Below are 17354 nucleotides of genomic sequence, written 5' to 3' on the forward strand. Positions count from 1 at the left end.
GTTGCGGGGCTTTTTACATTGTACGCCTGGTAAATGAATACAGGGACACGGAGCATGGGGCAGCAGGCGGGTATCGGCATTCTTTTGGCGCTGATTACGGCGATGTGCTGGGGCGCGTTGCCGATAGCAATGAAGCAGGTGCTCACGGTGATGGAGCCGCCAACGGTGGTGTTCTATCGCTTCCTGATGGCCGGTATCGGCCTGGGGTTGATCCTGGCCGTTCGCGGTAAGCTGCCGCCGCTGAAGTTATTTCGTAAGCCGCGCTGGCTTGGTCTGTTAGCGATTGCCACCGGCGGCCTGTTCGGTAACTTTCTGCTTTTCAGCTCCTCCCTGCAATACTTAAGTCCGACCGCTTCTCAGGTTATCGGCCAGCTCTCCCCGGTAGGGATGATGGTGGCAAGCGTGGTCGTGCTGAAGGAAAAAATGCGTGGCACCCAGATTATCGGTGCCAGCATGCTGCTGTGCGGGCTGGTCATGTTCTTCAATACCAGCCTGATAGAAATTTTTACCCGCCTGACGGATTACACCCTTGGGGTTATCTTCGGCGTTTTGGCGGCGACGGTTTGGGTCTGCTATGGCGTCGCGCAGAAGGTGTTATTACGCCGGCTGGCCTCGCAACAGATCCTCTTTTTGCTGTACACTTTATGTACGCTTGCGCTGTTGCCGCTGGCGAAAGTGAATGTCATCTTCCAGCTCAGTAGCTGGCAACTGGCATGCTTAATTTTTTGTGGTCTGAATACGCTTGTGGGATACGGTGCGCTCGCCGAAGCGATGGCGCGCTGGCAGGCAGCTCAGGTTAGCGCCATTATCACGTTAACCCCGCTGTTCACGCTGCTGTTCTCAGACCTGTTATCCCAAGCCTGGCCCGATTATTTCGCCATGCCGTTGCTTAACCTTGTGGGTTATATCGGTGCGTTAGTCGTAGTGGCCGGAGCAATGTATTCCGCTATAGGCCACCGTCTTTGGGGGCGCTGGCATAAAACCGAAGCTGCCAAACCATTGCAACGTTCGGGCGAATGATTTACGGAGAAGTAAGATGAAGTTTGTTGATGAAGCAACGATCCTGGTCGTGGCGGGTGATGGCGGTAACGGCTGCGTTAGCTTCCGTCGTGAGAAATATATCCCGAGGGGCGGCCCGGATGGTGGCGATGGCGGTGACGGCGGCGACGTATGGCTGGAAGCAGACGAGAACCTGAACACGCTTATCGATTACCGCTTTGAAAAAGCCTTCCGTGCTGAACGCGGCCAGAACGGCCAGAGCCGTGACTGTACCGGTAAACGCGGCCACGACGTCACCGTGAAGGTTCCGGTTGGTACTCGCGTTATCGATCAAGGTACCGGCGAAACCATGGGCGATATGACCCAGCACGGCCAGAGACTGATGGTCGCGAAGGGCGGCTGGCATGGCCTGGGCAACACCCGTTTTAAATCTTCTGTAAACCGTACGCCACGCCAGAAAACCATGGGTACGCCGGGTGAGAAGCGCGATCTGCAACTGGAGCTGATGCTGCTGGCGGACGTCGGTATGTTGGGGATGCCTAACGCAGGCAAATCTACCTTTATTCGCGCCGTTTCTGCTGCGAAGCCAAAAGTAGCGGACTATCCGTTTACTACCCTGGTGCCGAGCCTGGGCGTTGTGCGCATGGACAACGAAAAGAGCTTCGTCGTTGCCGATATTCCGGGGCTGATTGAAGGCGCTGCCGACGGCGCAGGTCTGGGTATTCGCTTCCTGAAGCACCTTGAACGCTGCCGCGTACTGCTGCATCTCATTGATATCGAGCCAATCGATGGTTCCGATCCGGTTGAGAACGCCCGCATCATCGTCGGTGAACTGGAGAAGTACAGCGAAAGCCTGGCCTCCAAGCCGCGCTGGCTGGTCTTTAACAAGATTGACCTGATGGATAAAGCTCAGGCCGAAGAAAAGGCGAAGGCGATTGCCGAGGCGCTGGGCTGGGAAGATAAATATTATCTGATCTCCGCCGCCAGCCAGATGGGCGTTAAGGATCTGTGCTGGGACGTGATGACCTTTATCGTTGAGAACCCGATCACGGCCAGCGATGTGGCTAAGCAGACCGAGAAAGTCGAGTTTATGTGGGACGATTACCATCGTCAGCAGCTCGATGAAATGGAGTCCGAAGCCGAAGAGGATTGGGATGACGACTGGGATGATGAAGACGACGAAGGCGTGGAAATCATCTATCAGAAATAAGCATCAAAATCTTAAGGGGCCGGAATATCCGGCCCTTTTTTATTGGATGCTGGCGGGCAACCAGCAGCTGGCTATCAGCCCGCCTTCAGGCCTGTTATCCAGCGCCAGGCGGCCATGATGCAGCTGTACAATACGCAGTACGATGTTAAGGCCCATGCCGCTTCCGCCATAGCGTCTGTCCATACGCTGGAAAGGTTCGGTAATACGCTGACGATGTTCTTCGTCGATACCGGGGCCACAGTCTGCAACGGCCAGCGCGGTTCCACTCTCCCTTTGTTCCAATAGAATGCCGATCGTGCCGCCTTCCGGGCTATAGCGTGAGGCGTTTTCCAGCAGATTACGCAGCATTAAACGTAGCAGTACTGCGTCGCCCTCCACCGTCAGGTTTGAGTCCGCTGGCCAGACGAATGTTTGCCCGCGCGGGGCAGCCAGCTCTTCCATCTCCATCTTCAGCGGAGCGATGATATCGCGGGTCCAGGCCAGCGTGTTGTAGTGCCCGCTTGCCAGCGCCTGCCCGGCTCGCGACAGCATCAGAAGCTGCTCGATGGTGTGCATCAGCAAATCAATACGCTCAAGCAGCATGGGCGCCTGTTCCACCCCCTTGTTCGCCATTAATTCCAGATGCAGCCTGAGGCCCGCCAGCGGCGTTCTCAGCTCGTGTGCGGCATCGGCGGTGAACAGGCGTTCCTGCTGAATGGTATGGTCAAGGCGGCCAAGAAGCTGGTTCAACGAGTTGGTGACTGCGACCATCTCGTCCATGTCAGAAAACATCGGCAGCGGGGAGAGATTGTCCGCCGAGCGGTTGGCCAGGCTTGAACGTAGCTGGCTGAGCGGGCGGGTTATCCAGGTGATGGCCCAGAAGGAGAAAAACAGCGTAAAGGCAACCATCACCAGCGAAGGGACCAGCAGGGAAGCAATTGCCTCGCGGATCTCTTTTTCCACATGCTGGTTTCTGGCTCTGGCAGACAGCGTTTCGTTAACCAAAAAGCCAATCTGCTCGCGGCTTTCATGCCACAGCCATACCACGCTAACCAGCTGGAAGAATAAGAGGATCAGCGCCAGCAGGATCATCAAACGCCGACGCATGCTGTTCATGAGCGGCTTTCCAGGCGGTAGCCAACGCCGCGCACGGTTTTTATCCGGTCTTTGCCCAGTTTGCGGCGCAGGTTATGAATATGTACTTCGAGCGTATTGGAGCCGGGATCGTCCTGCCAGCTGTAGATATCCTGCTGGAGCGTTTCGCGGTGGACGGTCTGGCCGATACGCATCATTAATCTGGTGAGCAGGGCAAACTCTTTAGGCGTGATTTCGACCGGCGTACTGGCCAGCAGGACCTGCTGAGTTTGCAGGTTGAGCGTCAGGTCATCTTGTTGCAGCAGATTATCGCTATGGCCCTGATAACGGCGGATCAGGGCGCGAGCGCGTGCCTGAAGCTCGGCGAGAGCGAAGGGTTTTACAAGATAATCGTCGGCACCGGAGTCCAGGCCGTTAACACGGTCTTCCAGCGCGTCGCGAGCCGTCAGGATCAGCACCGGATTTTTAACCCCACGGCGACGCCACTGGCTTAATAGCGTCGCCCCGTCTTTATCCGGCAGGCCTAAATCGAGGATTATCAGGCTGTACTCGCCGCTTTGCAGCAGAGCATCCGCCTGCGCGGCTGTAGCGGCGCAGTCCAGAGCATAACCTTCACCGCCTAATGCCAGCGCCAGACCTTCCTGTAACAGTAAATCGTCTTCAACAATAAGCAGTTTCATGGTTAGTTATTCTGGTAGATGTCCTTGTAGAGGCGGCTTTCAAAACGCACCAATGGGATCCGGCGATTGCGCTGATCGGCCGGCTCAACGGCGTAGCCTGACAGATATTGCACGAAGGCCATACGCTGCCCGCTGGCGGTGGTAATAAAGCCGGCCAGGTTATAAACGCCCTGCAGCGAACCCGTTTTCGCCGAAACTTTTCCGTCAACGCCCGCCTGATGCAGGCCCGCACGATATTGCAGCGATCCGTCGTATCCGGCGAGCGGCAGCATAGAGATAAAGTTTAGCTGATTATCGTTTTGGGCGATGTATTGCAGCACCTGCATCATGGTTGCCGGAGAAATCAGGTTGTGGCGCGAGAGGCCTGAGCCATCCACGACAATGCTGTTGCCCAAATCCACGCCCGCCTTTTGACGCAGGATCTGGCGTACGGCATCGGAGCCTGCTCGCCAGGTGCCCGGTACGCCAAGCCGGTTATGGCCGATGGTACGGAACACGGTATCGGCAATCATGTTATCGGATTTCTTAAGCATGATTTTTAGCAGGTCGTGCAGCGGGGCTGACTGTTTGCTGGCGATAACCGTTCCCGGCGTGTTGGGCTGGGTCTGGCGTAAAAGCGTGCCGCTATAGCTAATTCCTGCCTGCTTCAACTCATCTTTAATAATAGCTCCGGCATAGCTCGCCCCGTCCTGAATGGCAAAGGCCAGCGGCAACGGATCGGCTCGCTGAGTCAGGCAGCCGGTGAGCGTATAGCGGTTCAGATCGCCGGGAACCACATCCAGCTCGCAGTATTGGGCATCAGGGGAACCTTTTGCCAGCGTTCTGACCTGGCTGAACATTACAACCGGATAGTAAGAGGCGATGCGAATAAAGGCCAAATCGTCGGCTTTCGGGGCGCTGTAGAGCGAAATCGAGAAGCAGTTACGGTCAACGATAGCCGCGGCAGGTGGGGCGCTGAAGCACTGGGTCAGGTCGTTCCACGGCCAGCCTGGCGCTTTGTCGTGGCTGGCAAAGACCGAGGTGTCGACCAGCACATTGCCTTTAATTTGCTGTACGCCAGCTTTCTTGAGTTCGGCGACCATATTACGAATATCCTGACGCTTAAGTGTAGGATCGCCGCCAAATCGGGCAATAAGATCGCCTTCCAGCACGCCGTTATCAACCTGCGCGCGGCTTTCCAGCGTAGTGGTAAAACGGAAGTCCGGCCCCAGCTGTAACAGCGCTGCAAGGGCGGTAATGACCTTTTGGGTACTCGCCGGGAGAGCCATCTGCTGGCTGTGGTAATCAATAAATGGGCTGCTGGCCCCAACTTTTTGCACCATCAGCGCGAGGTTCGCCCCGTCAGGCAACTGGGAGGTATACTCTTCTACATTCGCAGCCTGAGCATTAATGGCTACAGCAGCGGTCAACCCAATGACAAATCTCAAAAATCGCATAATCTCGCGGTAACGGCCTGGAAACGTGACCGTCATACTACGGTGCATCGCGGTGCAAAGTAAACGATGACCCTTACGGAACTCCAGGGTAAAATGTCGGTCAATTTGAAAACTGTTACTGACCTGGGGCTATGATTCCGGGTCGGTTTTCTTTTATTTGTTGCCGGGGTGCATTGCGTCGCTCCGGCTATGCTCTTAAGCCAGCGTGGCCCATTTACCGCGCTGCACAGGACTGATTTTAAGAGGTATAACAAATGCAACCTATTCCGATGACCTTACGTGGCGCTGAAAAATTACGCGAAGAGCTGGATTTCCTGAAGTCCGTTCGCCGCCCACAAATCATTGCCGCCATCGCCGATGCTCGTGAACATGGCGATCTTAAAGAAAATGCTGAATACCATGCTGCGCGTGAGCAGCAGGGTTTTTGTGAAGGTCGCATTCAGGATATCGAAGCCAAGCTGTCTAATGCGCAGGTGATCGATGTCACAAAAATGCCTAACAACGGACGTGTGATTTTTGGTACTACCGTAACGGTATTGAACCTGGATAACGACGAAGAGCTTACTTATCGCATTGTTGGCGATGATGAGGCTGATTTTAAACAAAATCTGATTTCTGTGAATTCGCCAATTGCGCGCGGTCTGGTGGGTAAAGAATGCGATGATGTTGTCGTTATTCGTACGCCGGGCGGCGATGTAGAATTCGAAATCCTGAAAGTAGAATATTTGTAATTTTTACTACGCTGACTCAAGGGTTGGCGTATTGTAAAGAAAAGAAAAAGGCCGCATAGCGGCCTTTTATCAACGAACAGGGCGTGGCATTTTGCACACCACTGCTTACTTCGGCAGAGAGATCTTACGCTCTTTAGAAGGGCGGTAGAGCACCAGCGTTTTACCGATGACCTGTACGTTACAGGCGCCGGTTTCCCGCACGATGGCATCCACAATTAAGGTTTTGGTTTCGCGATCTTCCGTTGCGATCTTCACCTTGATTAACTCATGGTGCTCAAGCGCTTGTTCAATCTCGGCCAGTACCCCTTCGGTCAAACCATTGTTGCCAAGCATAACTACCGGCTTGAGCGGATGAGCAAGACCTTTCAGGTGCTGTTTTTGTTTAGTACTCAGATTCATCGTATTTTTTGCTTACGTTGGGATTGAAAACGGTTCATTCTACCGCCATCTCCAGTGTATCGCCAAATCGGCTGTGCTGATTGTTAGTTAGCCTGCTATTCACGATGAACAAAGTTGGAAATTGAGATGACAGGTAAAAAGCGTTCTGCCAGCTCCAGCCGCTGGCTGCAGGAACACTTTAGCGATAAATATGTTCTACAGGCACAGAAAAAGGGGTTGCGGTCCCGTGCCTGGTTTAAACTTGATGAAATACAGCAAAGTGACAAACTTTTTAAGCCAGGAATGACTATTGTTGATCTTGGTGCTGCACCCGGCGGGTGGTCACAGTATGTCGTGACCCAAATCGGGAATCAGGGGCGAATCATCGCTTGCGATCTTTTACCAATGGATCCTATCGTTGGTGTGGACTTCCTTCAGGGCGATTTTCGTGATGAATTAGTCGTCAAAGCCCTGCTGGAACGTGTTGGTGACAGTAAAGTTCAGGTTGTCATGTCAGATATGGCACCAAACATGAGCGGGACACCGGCAGTCGATATTCCGCGCGCTATGTATCTGGTGGAACTGGCACTTGAAATGTGCCGGGACGTGCTGGCGCCGGGCGGTAGTTTTGTAGTGAAAGTGTTTCAGGGCGAAGGCTTCGATGAATACCTGCGGGAAATTCGCTCCCTGTTTACGACGGTTAAAGTTCGTAAGCCGGACTCTTCTCGTGCCCGCTCACGTGAAGTGTACATTGTAGCGACCGGGCGCAAACTATAGTACCCTGACGCTGTTTGTTAACACAGTTGTAATATGAGGTTAATCCCTTGAGTGACATGGCGAAAAACCTAATACTCTGGCTGGTCATTGCCGTTGTGCTGATGTCAGTATTCCAGAGCTTTGGGCCCAGCGAGTCAAATGGCCGTAGGGTGGACTACTCCACTTTCCTGTCTGAAGTTAATCAGGACCAGGTTCGCGAAGCGCGCATCAACGGACGTGAAATCAACGTTACCAAGAAAGATAGTAACCGATACACGACTTACATCCCCGTTAATGATCCCAAGCTGCTTGATAGTCTGATTACCAAGAATGTGAAAGTTGTGGGTGAACCGCCTGAAGAGCCGAGCCTGCTGGCTTCTATCTTCATTTCCTGGTTCCCAATGCTGCTGCTGATTGGGGTCTGGATCTTCTTTATGCGCCAAATGCAGGGCGGCGGTGGCAAAGGTGCCATGTCGTTCGGTAAGAGCAAGGCGCGCATGCTAACGGAAGACCAAATCAAAACCACCTTTGCTGACGTTGCCGGTTGCGACGAAGCGAAAGAAGAGGTGGCCGAGCTGGTTGAATACCTGCGTGAGCCGAGCCGTTTCCAGAAACTGGGCGGTAAAATCCCGAAAGGCGTGCTGATGGTTGGCCCTCCGGGTACCGGTAAAACGCTGCTGGCTAAAGCTATAGCCGGTGAAGCTAAGGTTCCGTTCTTCACTATCTCTGGTTCTGACTTCGTGGAAATGTTCGTCGGCGTAGGCGCATCCCGCGTACGTGACATGTTCGAACAGGCCAAGAAGGCTGCGCCTTGTATTATCTTTATCGATGAAATCGATGCCGTTGGCCGTCAACGTGGCGCCGGTTTGGGCGGTGGTCACGATGAACGTGAGCAAACCCTGAACCAGATGCTGGTTGAGATGGATGGCTTTGAAGGCAACGAAGGTATCATCGTTATTGCTGCGACTAACCGTCCGGACGTACTTGACCCGGCGCTGCTGCGTCCAGGCCGTTTCGACCGTCAGGTCGTAGTTGGGCTGCCTGATGTTCGCGGTCGTGAGCAGATCCTGAAAGTTCATATGCGTCGCGTTCCTTTAGCGCCGGATATCGATGCTGCAATCATTGCTCGTGGTACACCTGGCTTCTCAGGCGCCGATTTGGCTAACCTGGTGAACGAAGCCGCGCTGTTTGCCGCTCGTGGCAACAAGCGTGTGGTCTCGATGGTTGAGTTCGAGAAAGCGAAAGACAAAATCATGATGGGTGCGGAACGTCGCTCCATGGTGATGACGGAAGCGCAGAAAGAATCCACCGCTTATCACGAAGCGGGCCACGCGATTATTGGCCGCCTGGTGCCGGAGCATGACCCGGTACATAAAGTGACCATTATCCCTCGCGGTCGTGCGCTGGGTGTGACCTTCTTCCTGCCTGAAGGCGACGCAATCAGCGCCAGCCGTCAGAAACTGGAAAGCCAGATCTCCACGCTGTACGGTGGCCGTCTGGCAGAAGAAATTATCTACGGCGCAGAGCATGTTTCTACCGGCGCGTCGAACGATATTAAAGTCGCTACTAACCTGGCGCGTAACATGGTGACCCAGTGGGGCTTCTCCGACAAACTTGGTCCGCTGCTGTATGCGGAAGAAGAGGGCGAAGTATTCCTGGGCCGTTCAGTTGCAAAAGCGAAGCACATGTCCGATGAAACCGCGCGTATCATCGACCAGGAAGTGAAGTTACTGATTGAACGTAACTACGCCCGTGCTCGCCAGCTGCTGAATGAGAACATGGATATTCTTCACACCATGAAAGACGCGTTGATGAAGTATGAAACCATCGATGCTCCGCAGATTGACGATCTTATGGCTCGCCGCGAAGTGCGTCCGCCAGCAGGTTGGGAAGAAGCGAGCAAAGGCAGCAATAATTCTGACAACAACGGCACCCCGAATGCGCCACGTCCGGTTGATGAACCGCGTACGCCAAACCCGGGCAATACTATGTCAGAGCAGTTGGGCGACAAATAAGACGCTCACGCCAGATGTTTTTGCAGTAATCTATAAACCCCGGGCCAGCCCCGGGGTTTTTGTTTTTGTAGATCCTCAGACAAACCAGGGAAATCTCGATGAAACTCACCGCTCAGGGCACCACGCTCGATCTCTCCCACCCTCACGTAATGGGCATTTTGAATGTCACGCCGGACTCTTTTTCCGACGGCGGGCAGCACAACTCATTGATTGAGGCGCTTAAGCACGCTAACGCGATGATTAATGCCGGGGCGACGATTATCGACGTAGGCGGTGAGTCTACGCGGCCCGGAGCCGCAGAGGTGAGCACCGATGAAGAGCTTTCTCGGGTTATCCCGGTGGTGGAGGCGCTGGCTCAGCGCTTCGAGGTCTGGGTTTCGGTCGATACCTCCAAAGCAGAGGTTATCCGTGAGTCTGCAAGGGTTGGCGCGCATCTGATTAATGATATTCGTTCCTTGCAGGAGCCGGGCGCCCTGGCGGCAGCGGCCGAAACGGGGCTGCCGGTTTGCCTGATGCATATGCAGGGCGAGCCGAAAACCATGCAGCAGGCTCCTCAGTATGAGGATGTTTTTGCCGATGTGGATCGCTTCTTTATTGAACATATTGCCCGCTGCGAAGCGGCCGGTATCGCAAAAGATAAATTGTTGCTCGACCCGGGCTTTGGTTTCGGTAAAAATCTCACCCACAATTATCAGCTGCTCGCCCGACTTGCTGAGTTTCATCGCTACGGTATGCCGCTGCTGGTGGGGATGTCTCGTAAATCCATGGTCGGGCAGTTATTGAATGTTGGCCCCGATCAGCGGCTAAGCGGTAGCCTGGCCTGCGCGGTGATTGCCGCTATGCAGGGGGCTCATATTCTCCGCGTGCACGATGTGAAAGAGACCGTAGAAGCCATGCGCGTGGTAGAAGCCACGCTTTCAGCGAAGGAAAACAAACGCTATGAGTAACCGTAAATATTTTGGCACCGATGGCATTCGCGGCCGCGTAGGCGATGCGCCTATTACTCCTGATTTCGTTTTAAAGCTGGGCTGGGCCGCTGGTAAAGTTCTTGCCCGCCACGGTTCGCGTAAAATTATCATCGGTAAAGATACCCGTATTTCCGGCTACATGCTGGAGTCGGCGCTCGAGGCTGGTCTTGCCGCCGCTGGGCTGTCCGCCTCTTTCACCGGGCCGATGCCAACGCCTGCGGTTGCCTATCTGACCCGCACTTTCCGCGCTGAGGCGGGGATCGTTATTTCCGCATCCCACAACCCGTTCTACGATAACGGCATCAAATTCTTCTCCATCGACGGTACCAAGCTGCCGGATGAAGTTGAAGAAGCCATCGAAGCGGAAATGGAAAAAGAAATCACCTGCGTGGACTCCGCTGAGCTCGGTAAGGCCAGCCGTATTGTTGATGCGGCAGGGCGCTATATCGAGTTTTGCAAAGGAACCTTCCCGAATGAATTAAGCCTCAACGGCCTGAAAATCGTTGTGGATTGCGCCAACGGTGCGACCTACCACATCGCGCCGAACGTGCTGCGTGAACTGGGCGCCAAAGTGATCGCCATTGGCTGCGAACCTGATGGCGTAAACATCAACGAAAAATGCGGTGCGACGGATGTACGCATGTTGCAGGAACGCGTTCTGGCGGAAAAAGCCGATCTTGGTATCGCTTTTGATGGCGACGGTGACCGCGTCATCATGGTCGATAACCTCGGTCATAAAGTTGATGGTGACCAAATTCTCTATATCATTGCTCGCGAAGGGCTGCGTCAGGGCCAGTTGCGCGGTGGTGCCGTCGGCACGCTGATGAGCAATATGGGGCTGGAAGTTGCGCTTAAACAGCTGGGTATTCCTTTTGTTCGCGCTAAAGTGGGTGACCGCTACGTGCTGGAAAAATTGCAGGAAAAAGGCTGGCGTATAGGCGCAGAAAACTCCGGCCACGTTATTTTGCTGGATCAAACGACTACCGGAGACGGTATTGTCGCAGGTCTGCAGGTACTCACGGCGATGGTTCGCAACCATATGAGCCTGCATGACCTGTGCAGCGGCATGAAGTTGTTCCCTCAAATTCTGGTTAATGTGCGCTTCACTGCGGGAAGCGGCGATCCGCTGGAAAATGAAACCGTTAAGAAAGTCACGGCTGAGGTTGAGGCTGCGTTAGGCAATCGTGGCCGTGTCCTGCTGCGTAAATCCGGCACCGAACCGCTTATTCGCGTCATGGTTGAAGGTGAAGATGAAGCGCAGGTAACGGAATTTGCTAACCGTATTGCCGATGCGGTGAAGGCTGTTTAAGACTTCTTTCTTCGTAAACTGATTGAAAAGGCGGCAAATACCGCCTTTAAATCCCGTAGATACTGATTGTTTGCTGTTTTTTTCCGCAGTCAGTGCAATGTTAATAAATTGCCCTTGCGCACCAGTCTGGCTTTGGTTAGTATTCTCACCCGCTTCAGTGGGTAATGACAAACGTGCCCGCTTAACTGGTTTGAAGCAATTGGCGTGCGGTAACCCCGCAAGGAACAGGTTGATTATGTACGAAGCTCTTTTAGTTGTTTTCCTTATTGTAGCCTTAGGCCTTGTAGGTCTCATCATGCTGCAACAAGGTAAAGGCGCTGATATGGGAGCCTCCTTCGGAGCAGGCGCTTCCGCTACGTTATTCGGTTCAAGTGGTTCTGGTAACTTCATGACCCGTATGACCGGTGTGCTGGCGACGTTGTTCTTTATCCTGAGCCTGGTTCTGGGTAACCTCAGCACCAATAAAACCAGTAAAGGAAGTGAGTGGGAAAATTTAAGTCAGCCGGTTAAATCCGAGCAGACTGCGCCAGCGGCACCTACCAAGCCGAGCAGCGATATCCCGCAGTAAGTTTGTCAGCTTCAATACGGTAATATGCAAGTTGCCGTGTTTTAAGAGTGCCGAGGTGGTGGAATTGGTAGACACGCTACCTTGAGGTGGTAGTGCCCGATTGGGCTTACGGGTTCAAGTCCCGTCCTCGGTACCAAATCCCAGCAATTCTTGCATTTAATGCAATACTGGCGTAATATTTGCCACGTTTTCGGACGCGGGGTGGAGCAGCCTGGTAGCTCGTCGGGCTCATAACCCGAAGGTCGTCGGTTCAAATCCGGCCCCCGCAACCACTTTCCCTGAGAGTTGTTTTTCAAATATACTGTGAACACCAGTCGGTGCCTTCGCGAAGAATTTAGAAAAAAATTCTCCTGGACGGTGTCCGGGCCGCAGTTGCGGCATACAGGGTTCAGTTATATAAAGCCCCGATTTATCGGGGTTTTTTGTTATCTGACTTCAGAATAACTGGGCTATATGCCCTTTTTTTATGTCTTGGGGGTGGGCTTGTCCACATTAGAGCAAAAATTAACAGAGATGATTTCAGCACCGGTCGAAGCACTGGGCTATGAACTTGTCGGCATCGAATTCATTCGGGGTCGCCAATCTACGCTGCGCATCTATATTGATAGTGAAGATGGCATTAATGTTGATGATTGTGCTGATGTCAGTCACCAGGTAAGTGCCGTCCTGGATGTCGAAGACCCTATCACCGTGGCGTATAACCTGGAAGTGTCCTCACCTGGCCTCGATCGCCCAATGTTCACCGCAGAACACTATGTTCGCTTTAACGGCGAAGAAGTGAGCATTGTATTGCGTATGGCTGTGCAAAACCGTCGCAAATGGCAGGGTATTATTAAAGCTGTAGACGGTGAGATGATCACAGTTACGGTCGAAGGAAAAGACGAAGTGTTCGCGCTGAGCAACATCCAGAAAGCGAACCTGGTACCCCACTTTTAATAGTTTGGATTGAGGTGAAAACCCAGGATGAACAAAGAAATTTTGGCTGTTGTCGAAGCAGTTTCCAACGAAAAATCGCTGCCGCGCGAGAAAATTTTCGAGGCGCTGGAAAGTGCACTGGCAACGGCGACTAAGAAAAAATACGAGCAAGAGATTGACGTCCGCGTAGAAATCGACCGTAAAAGCGGTGATTTCGATACTTTCCGCCGCTGGGTTATTGTCGAAGAAGTGACCCAGCCTACGCGTGAAATTACGCTTGAAGCTGCCCAGTTCGAAGATCCGGCATTTACCGTCGGTGAATACGTTGAAGATCAGATTGAATCTGTCACCTTTGACCGTATCACTACCCAGACCGCTAAGCAGGTTATCGTGCAGAAAGTGCGCGAAGCCGAGCGCGCGATGGTTGTCGATCAGTTCCGTGAGCACGAAGGTGAGATAATCACCGGCGTAGTGAAGAAAGTTAACCGCGACAATATCTCTCTCGACCTCGGCAGCAATGCTGAAGCCGTAATCCTGCGCGAAGACATGCTTCCGCGTGAGAACTTCCGTCCGGGCGACCGTATTCGTGGCGTTCTTTATGCCGTGCGTCCTGAAGCTCGCGGCGCGCAGCTGTTTGTTAGCCGTTCCAAACCGGAAATGCTGATCGAACTGTTCCGCATCGAAGTGCCGGAAATCGGCGAAGAAGTTATCGAAATTAAAGCCGCTGCACGCGATCCTGGCTCCCGAGCCAAAATCGCCGTTAAAACCAACGACAAGCGCATTGATCCGGTCGGCGCCTGCGTAGGTATGCGTGGTGCGCGTGTTCAGGCGGTTTCTACTGAGTTAGGCGGTGAGCGTATTGATATCGTGCTGTGGGACGATAATCCGGCGCAGTTTGTTATCAACGCAATGGCACCAGCCGACGTAGCATCCATCGTTGTCGATGAAGACAAACATACGATGGATATCGCGGTAGAGGCAGGCAATCTGGCGCAGGCCATCGGCCGTAACGGTCAGAACGTTCGCCTGGCATCACAGCTGAGCGGCTGGGAGCTCAACGTTATGACCGTTGACGACCTGCAGGCTAAACATCAGGCTGAAGCGCACGCGGCTATTGATACCTTTACCAAGTACCTCGATATTGACGAGGATTTCGCCACCGTGTTGGTCGAAGAAGGCTTCTCCACGCTCGAAGAACTGGCCTATGTGCCAATGAAAGAGCTGCTGGAAGTCGACGGCCTTGATGAAGACACCGTGGAAGCATTACGCGATCGCGCTAAAAACGCGCTCACCACACTGGCTCTGGCCCAGGAAGAGAGCCTCGGCGATAAGAAACCTACCGAGGATCTGCTGAGTCTCGAAGGTCTGGATCGCCAGATGGCCTTTAAACTGGCCGCGCGTGGTGTTAGCTCGCTGGAAGACCTTGCTGAGCAAGGTGTTGACGACCTGTCAGATATCGAAGGCTTAACGGACGAGAAAGCCGGCGAACTGATTATGGCAGCGCGCAATATTTGCTGGTTTGGCGGCGAAGCGTAATAAACTGTAGCAGGAAGGAACAGCATGACAGATGTAACCGTAAAAGCGCTGGCCGCAGAGATTCAGACCTCCGTGGACCGCCTGGTACAGCAATTTGCTGATGCAGGGATCCCGAAGTCTGCTGATGACTCTGTTTCGGCGCAAGAGAAGCAAACTCTGCTGGCCCACCTGAACCGTGAACATGGCTCAGGCCCAGACAAGTTGACTTTACAGCGCAAAACGCGCAGTACTTTAAACATTCCAGGTACCGGTGGGAAAAGTAAATCGGTACAAATCGAAGTCCGCAAGAAGCGCACCTTTGTAAAACGTGATCCGCAAGAGGCCGAGCGCCTTGCAGTGGAAGAACAGGCGCAGCGTGAAGCGGAAGAGCAAGCCCGTCGTGAGGCAGAGGAAGCTGCCAAACGTGAGGCACAAGAAAAAGCTAAGCGTGATGCTGAAGAACAAGCTAAGCGCGAAGCCGCTGATAAAGCGAAACGTGAAGCTGCGGAAAAAGACAAAGTGAGCAATCAACCAACTGACGAAATGACGAAAGCCGCCCATGCCGAGAAAGCTCGCCGTGAAGCGGAAGCTGCCGAACTGAAGCGTAAAGCTGAAGAAGAAGCCCGTCGCAAACTTGAAGAAGACGCCCGTCGTGTGGCAGAAGAGGCCCGTAAAATGGCTGAAGCCAACGCTGGTGTTTGGGAAGAGCAGGAAAAAGAGAAAGTGGAAGACGATAAGTCCGATTACCACGTAACCACTTCTCAGCACGCTCGCCAGGCTGAAGACGAAAACGACCGTGAAGTAGAAGGCGGCCGCGGCCGTGGTCGTACTGCTGCAAAAGCACCTCGTCAGAAAAAAGCCGGCGGTAAGCACGGCGAGTCTAAAGCCGATCGTGAAGAGGCTCGTGCAGCCGTTCGCGGTGGCAAAGGCAAGCGTAAGCCAAGCTCTCTGCAACAGGGCTTCACCAAGCCTGTTCAGGCGGTTAACCGTGACGTCGTAATCGGCGAAACCGTAACCGTAGCCGAACTGGCTAACAAAATGGCTGTTAAAGGCTCTCAGGTCATCAAAGCGATGATGAAACTGGGCGCAATGGCGACCATCAACCAGGTTATCGATCAGGAAACAGCTCAGCTGGTTGCTGAAGAGATGGGTCACAAAGTTATCCTGCGTCGTGAAAACGAGCTGGAAGAAGCGGTAATGAGCGACCGTGATACCGGTGCAGCGACCGAAACTCGCGCCCCGGTTGTGACCATCATGGGTCACGTTGACCACGGTAAAACGTCTCTGCTCGACTATATTCGTTCTACTAAAGTGGCCTCCGGCGAAGCGGGTGGTATTACCCAGCATATCGGTGCTTACCACGTAGAAACCGACAACGGCATGGTTACCTTCCTGGATACCCCGGGACACGCAGCGTTTACCTCTATGCGTGCTCGTGGTGCTCAGGCAACGGATATCGTTGTTCTGGTTGTTGCTGCCGACGATGGCGTGATGCCGCAGACTATCGAAGCTATCCAGCACGCAAAAGCGGCGCAGGTGCCGGTTGTTGTTGCGGTTAACAAAATCGATAAGCCAGAAGCCGATCCAGACCGCGTTAAGCAAGAACTGTCCCAGCACGGCATCATGCCGGAAGAGTGGGGCGGCGAGAGCCAGTTCATCCACGTATCTGCAAAAGCCGGTACCGGTATCGACGAGCTGCTGGACGCAATCCTGCTGCAGGCCGAAGTTCTGGAACTGAAAGCCGTGCGTAAAGGTATGGCAAGCGGCGTAGTTATCGAATCCTTCCTGGATAAAGGTCGTGGTCCGGTTGCTACCGTTCTGGTACGTGAAGGTACGCTGAACAAAGGCGATATCGTACTGTGTGGCTTCGAATACGGCCGCGTGCGTGCGATGCGTGACGAACTGGGTCGTGAAGTGACCGAAGCGGGCCCATCTATTCCGGTCGAGATCCTCGGTCTGTCCGGCGTTCCGGCTGCGGGTGACGAAGTTACCGTTGTTCGTGACGAGAAGAAAGCCCGTGAAGTTGCTCTGTACCGTCAGGGTAAATTCCGCGAAGTTAAACTGGCTCGCCAGCAGAAATCCAAACTGGAAAACATGTTCGCCAACATGACCGAAGGCGAAGTGTCCGAAGTGAACATCGTGCTGAAAGCAGACGTTCAGGGTTCTGTGGAAGCTATCAGCGACTCCCTGCTGAAACTGTCTACTGATGAAGTTAAAGTTAAAATCATCGGTTCTGGCGTGGGCGGGATCACTGAAACCGACGCGACTCTGGCAGCGGCATCCAACGCAATTCTGGTTGGCTTCAACGTACGTGCCGACGCTTCTGCTCGTCGCGTAATCGAAGCTGAAAGCCTGGATCTGCGTTACTACTCCGTCATCTATAACCTGATTGACGAAGTTAAAGCTGCGATGAGCGGCATGCTGTCACCAGAACTGAAACAGCAGATCCTCGGTCTGGCCGAAGTACGTGATGTGTTTAAATCACCTAAATTTGGCGCGATCGCTGGCTGTATGGTTACCGAAGGTGTGGTTAAACGTCATAACCCAATCCGCGTACTGCGTGACAACGTGGTTATCTATGAAGGCGAGCTGGAATCCCTGCGCCGCTTCAAAGATGACGCCAGCGAAGTCCGTAACGGCATGGAATGTGGTATCGGCGTTAAGAACTACAACGACGTGCGCGTGGGCGATATGATCGAAGTCTTCGAAATTATCGAGATCAAGCGTACCATCTCCTGATAGCCGTACCGCATCTACTATTTCAGGGGGGCCAAGTGCCCCCCGTTTTGTCTGGAGAAAT

At 53.6% G+C, this 17354-nt stretch carries 15 protein-coding genes and 2 tRNA genes; 13 read left to right on the plus strand and 4 right to left on the minus strand.

All coding sequences use genetic code 11. The annotated features are described in order from the left end of the window. Positions 1-54: 54 nt before the first annotated feature. Both FOC35_RS11145 and cgtA read left to right on the plus strand, forming a co-directional pair. Positions 55-1020: a DMT family transporter gene (locus tag FOC35_RS11145; protein WP_016538376.1), complete on the plus strand. Its 966-nt coding sequence runs from the start codon at positions 55-57 to the stop codon at positions 1018-1020. A gap of 16 nt (positions 1021-1036) precedes the next feature. Beyond that, entirely contained in the window at positions 1037-2209 is a 1173-nt protein-coding gene (gene cgtA, locus FOC35_RS11150; protein ID WP_016538375.1) for an Obg family GTPase CgtA, read from the plus strand. A 39-nt stretch (positions 2210-2248) separates the two neighbouring features. On the opposite strand, the gene pmrB is transcribed toward cgtA, so the two are convergent. Genes pmrB through dacB form a run of 3 tightly spaced genes read right to left on the minus strand, consistent with a single transcriptional unit; the run spans position 2249 to position 5399 of the window. Continuing rightward, a complete protein-coding gene (gene pmrB, locus FOC35_RS11155; protein WP_016538374.1) occupies positions 2249-3304 on the minus strand; it encodes a two-component system sensor histidine kinase PmrB in 1056 nt (351 codons plus the stop codon). Then, complete coding sequence (pmrA, locus tag FOC35_RS11160; RefSeq protein WP_016538373.1) at positions 3301-3963, minus strand: two-component system response regulator PmrA; 663 nt, start codon at positions 3961-3963, stop codon at positions 3301-3303. Before pmrA ends, pmrB begins: the two co-directional genes overlap by 4 nt. Positions 3964-3965: 2 nt before the next feature. After that, the gene (dacB, locus tag FOC35_RS11165) at positions 3966-5399 is read right to left on the minus strand and encodes a serine-type D-Ala-D-Ala carboxypeptidase (protein ID WP_039899445.1); all 1434 of its coding nucleotides are present in this window, start codon (positions 5397-5399) and stop codon (positions 3966-3968) included. 254 nt (positions 5400-5653) lie between these two features. Here dacB and greA point away from each other — a divergent pair, with 254 nt between their 5' ends. After that, the gene (gene greA, locus FOC35_RS11170) at positions 5654-6130 is read left to right on the plus strand and encodes a transcription elongation factor GreA (RefSeq protein WP_016538371.1); all 477 of its coding nucleotides are present in this window, start codon (positions 5654-5656) and stop codon (positions 6128-6130) included. Between the two features lie 105 nt (positions 6131-6235). Here the strand turns inward: greA and yhbY are convergent, their stop codons facing one another. Then, on the minus strand, positions 6236-6529 hold the full coding sequence (gene yhbY / locus FOC35_RS11175; RefSeq protein WP_008454796.1) for a ribosome assembly RNA-binding protein YhbY: 294 nt from the start codon (positions 6527-6529) through the stop codon (positions 6236-6238). A 126-nt stretch (positions 6530-6655) separates the two neighbouring features. Here yhbY and rlmE point away from each other — a divergent pair, with 126 nt between their 5' ends. The 10 genes from rlmE (at position 6656) to infB (ending at position 17293) form a co-directional block, all read left to right on the plus strand. Then, complete coding sequence (rlmE, locus tag FOC35_RS11180; protein ID WP_016538370.1) at positions 6656-7285, plus strand: 23S rRNA (uridine(2552)-2'-O)-methyltransferase RlmE; 630 nt, start codon at positions 6656-6658, stop codon at positions 7283-7285. 56 nt (positions 7286-7341) lie between these two features. Beyond that, the gene (gene ftsH / locus FOC35_RS11185; protein ID WP_016538369.1) at positions 7342-9279 is read left to right on the plus strand and encodes an ATP-dependent zinc metalloprotease FtsH; all 1938 of its coding nucleotides are present in this window, start codon (positions 7342-7344) and stop codon (positions 9277-9279) included. A gap of 98 nt (positions 9280-9377) precedes the next feature. Continuing rightward, positions 9378-10226 (plus strand): dihydropteroate synthase, encoded by an 849-nt coding sequence (gene folP / locus FOC35_RS11190; protein WP_016538368.1) that lies wholly within the window; start codon positions 9378-9380, stop codon positions 10224-10226. Continuing rightward, positions 10219-11556 carry a phosphoglucosamine mutase gene (gene glmM / locus FOC35_RS11195; protein ID WP_172568909.1) on the plus strand — a complete coding sequence of 446 codons (1338 nt, stop codon included), beginning with the start codon at positions 10219-10221 and terminating at the stop codon, positions 11554-11556. Before folP ends, glmM begins: the two co-directional genes overlap by 8 nt. A 235-nt stretch (positions 11557-11791) precedes the next feature. Further along, on the plus strand, positions 11792-12124 hold the full coding sequence (secG, locus tag FOC35_RS11200) for a preprotein translocase subunit SecG (protein ID WP_016538366.1): 333 nt from the start codon (positions 11792-11794) through the stop codon (positions 12122-12124). Positions 12125-12173: 49 nt separating this feature from the next. Continuing rightward, positions 12174-12260: transfer RNA gene (locus FOC35_RS11205), tRNA-Leu, on the plus strand. A 59-nt stretch (positions 12261-12319) separates the two neighbouring features. Beyond that, positions 12320-12396: transfer RNA gene (locus FOC35_RS11210), tRNA-Met, on the plus strand. A 211-nt stretch (positions 12397-12607) separates the two neighbouring features. Next, positions 12608-13060, plus strand: a complete 453-nt coding sequence (rimP, locus tag FOC35_RS11215) for a ribosome maturation factor RimP (RefSeq protein ID WP_071704146.1) — start codon at positions 12608-12610, stop codon at positions 13058-13060. Positions 13061-13087: 27 nt separating this feature from the next. Further along, positions 13088-14575, plus strand: a complete 1488-nt coding sequence (gene nusA / locus FOC35_RS11220) for a transcription termination factor NusA (RefSeq protein WP_016538364.1) — start codon at positions 13088-13090, stop codon at positions 14573-14575. Positions 14576-14599: 24 nt separating this feature from the next. Further along, the gene (infB, locus tag FOC35_RS11225; protein WP_016538363.1) at positions 14600-17293 is read left to right on the plus strand and encodes a translation initiation factor IF-2; all 2694 of its coding nucleotides are present in this window, start codon (positions 14600-14602) and stop codon (positions 17291-17293) included. Positions 17294-17354: the final 61 nt, after the last annotated feature.

This window comes from Cedecea sp. FDAARGOS_727 (genome assembly GCF_012273235.1).
Classification (GTDB): domain Bacteria; phylum Pseudomonadota; class Gammaproteobacteria; order Enterobacterales; family Enterobacteriaceae; genus Cedecea; species Cedecea davisae.

Bases quoted from the DNA above. Each gene is read 5' to 3' on its own strand.
- folP (WP_016538368.1), top strand. From the start codon at position 9,378: ATGAAACTCACCGCTCAGGGCACCACGCTCGATCTCTCCCACCCTCAC.
- FOC35_RS11145 (WP_016538376.1), top strand. From the start codon at position 55: ATGGGGCAGCAGGCGGGTATCGGCATTCTTTTGGCGCTGATTACGGCG.
- secG (WP_016538366.1), top strand. From the start codon at position 11,792: ATGTACGAAGCTCTTTTAGTTGTTTTCCTTATTGTAGCCTTAGGCCTT.
- yhbY (WP_008454796.1), bottom strand. From the start codon at position 6,529: ATGAATCTGAGTACTAAACAAAAACAGCACCTGAAAGGTCTTGCTCAT.
- greA (WP_016538371.1), top strand. From the start codon at position 5,654: ATGCAACCTATTCCGATGACCTTACGTGGCGCTGAAAAATTACGCGAA.
- nusA (WP_016538364.1), top strand. From the start codon at position 13,088: ATGAACAAAGAAATTTTGGCTGTTGTCGAAGCAGTTTCCAACGAAAAA.
- pmrB (WP_016538374.1), bottom strand. From the start codon at position 3,304: ATGAACAGCATGCGTCGGCGTTTGATGATCCTGCTGGCGCTGATCCTC.
- glmM (WP_172568909.1), top strand. From the start codon at position 10,219: ATGAGTAACCGTAAATATTTTGGCACCGATGGCATTCGCGGCCGCGTA.
- dacB (WP_039899445.1), bottom strand. From the start codon at position 5,399: ATGCGATTTTTGAGATTTGTCATTGGGTTGACCGCTGCTGTAGCCATT.
- cgtA (WP_016538375.1), top strand. From the start codon at position 1,037: ATGAAGTTTGTTGATGAAGCAACGATCCTGGTCGTGGCGGGTGATGGC.
- ftsH (WP_016538369.1), top strand. From the start codon at position 7,342: ATGGCGAAAAACCTAATACTCTGGCTGGTCATTGCCGTTGTGCTGATG.
- pmrA (WP_016538373.1), bottom strand. From the start codon at position 3,963: ATGAAACTGCTTATTGTTGAAGACGATTTACTGTTACAGGAAGGTCTG.
- rlmE (WP_016538370.1), top strand. From the start codon at position 6,656: ATGACAGGTAAAAAGCGTTCTGCCAGCTCCAGCCGCTGGCTGCAGGAA.
- infB (WP_016538363.1), top strand. From the start codon at position 14,600: ATGACAGATGTAACCGTAAAAGCGCTGGCCGCAGAGATTCAGACCTCC.